Annotated in this window: 1 protein-coding gene; it reads left to right on the top strand. The window is 39.9% G+C overall.

The annotated features are described in order from the left end of the window. On the top strand, window positions 1–451 hold a 451-nt coding region (locus tag A3757_RS26395; RefSeq protein ID WP_304439176.1), incomplete at its 5' end, for a VC0807 family protein. Window positions 452–516: the final 65 nt, after the last annotated feature.

Here is a 516-nt window from a genome sequence, read left to right as displayed (position 1 = left end):
ATTGGAACTCGATGCAAAATATATTGCAATCAAAGAAGCCAGCATACCATTGATCATTGCTATAGGTACGATTGTTTCACTAAAAACCAAGTACCCCTTGGTCAAAACATTTATTTATAACGACAAGATTCTGCAAATTGATAAGGTCGATGAAGCTCTCGACAAAAGTAATAACCAAGGCGCTTTTGAACGTGTCTTAAAAACAGCCACTTATATACTAGCGGGCTCTTTCATGCTTTCCGCTGCTCTAAACTATGCATTGGCAAAGTACATAGTCGTCAGCCCTTCGGGAACTGCCGAGTTCAATGACGAGCTTGGTACAATGAACCTGCTTAGCTACCCGGTTATTACAATACCCTGCGTCATCGTGATGATATACGCAATGCTCTACCTCTTTAAGCACATAAAACGATTAACGGGCTTGGATTTTGAAGACATCATCCATCAATAGCCTTAGAATGCTTTAATTAGTCTACGACCAAACATTGAAACAATAGAGAAACACATGTACTACGC

This window comes from Oleiphilus sp. HI0117 (assembly GCF_001635235.1).
This window is presented reverse-complemented; position numbering and strand designations above follow the sequence as displayed.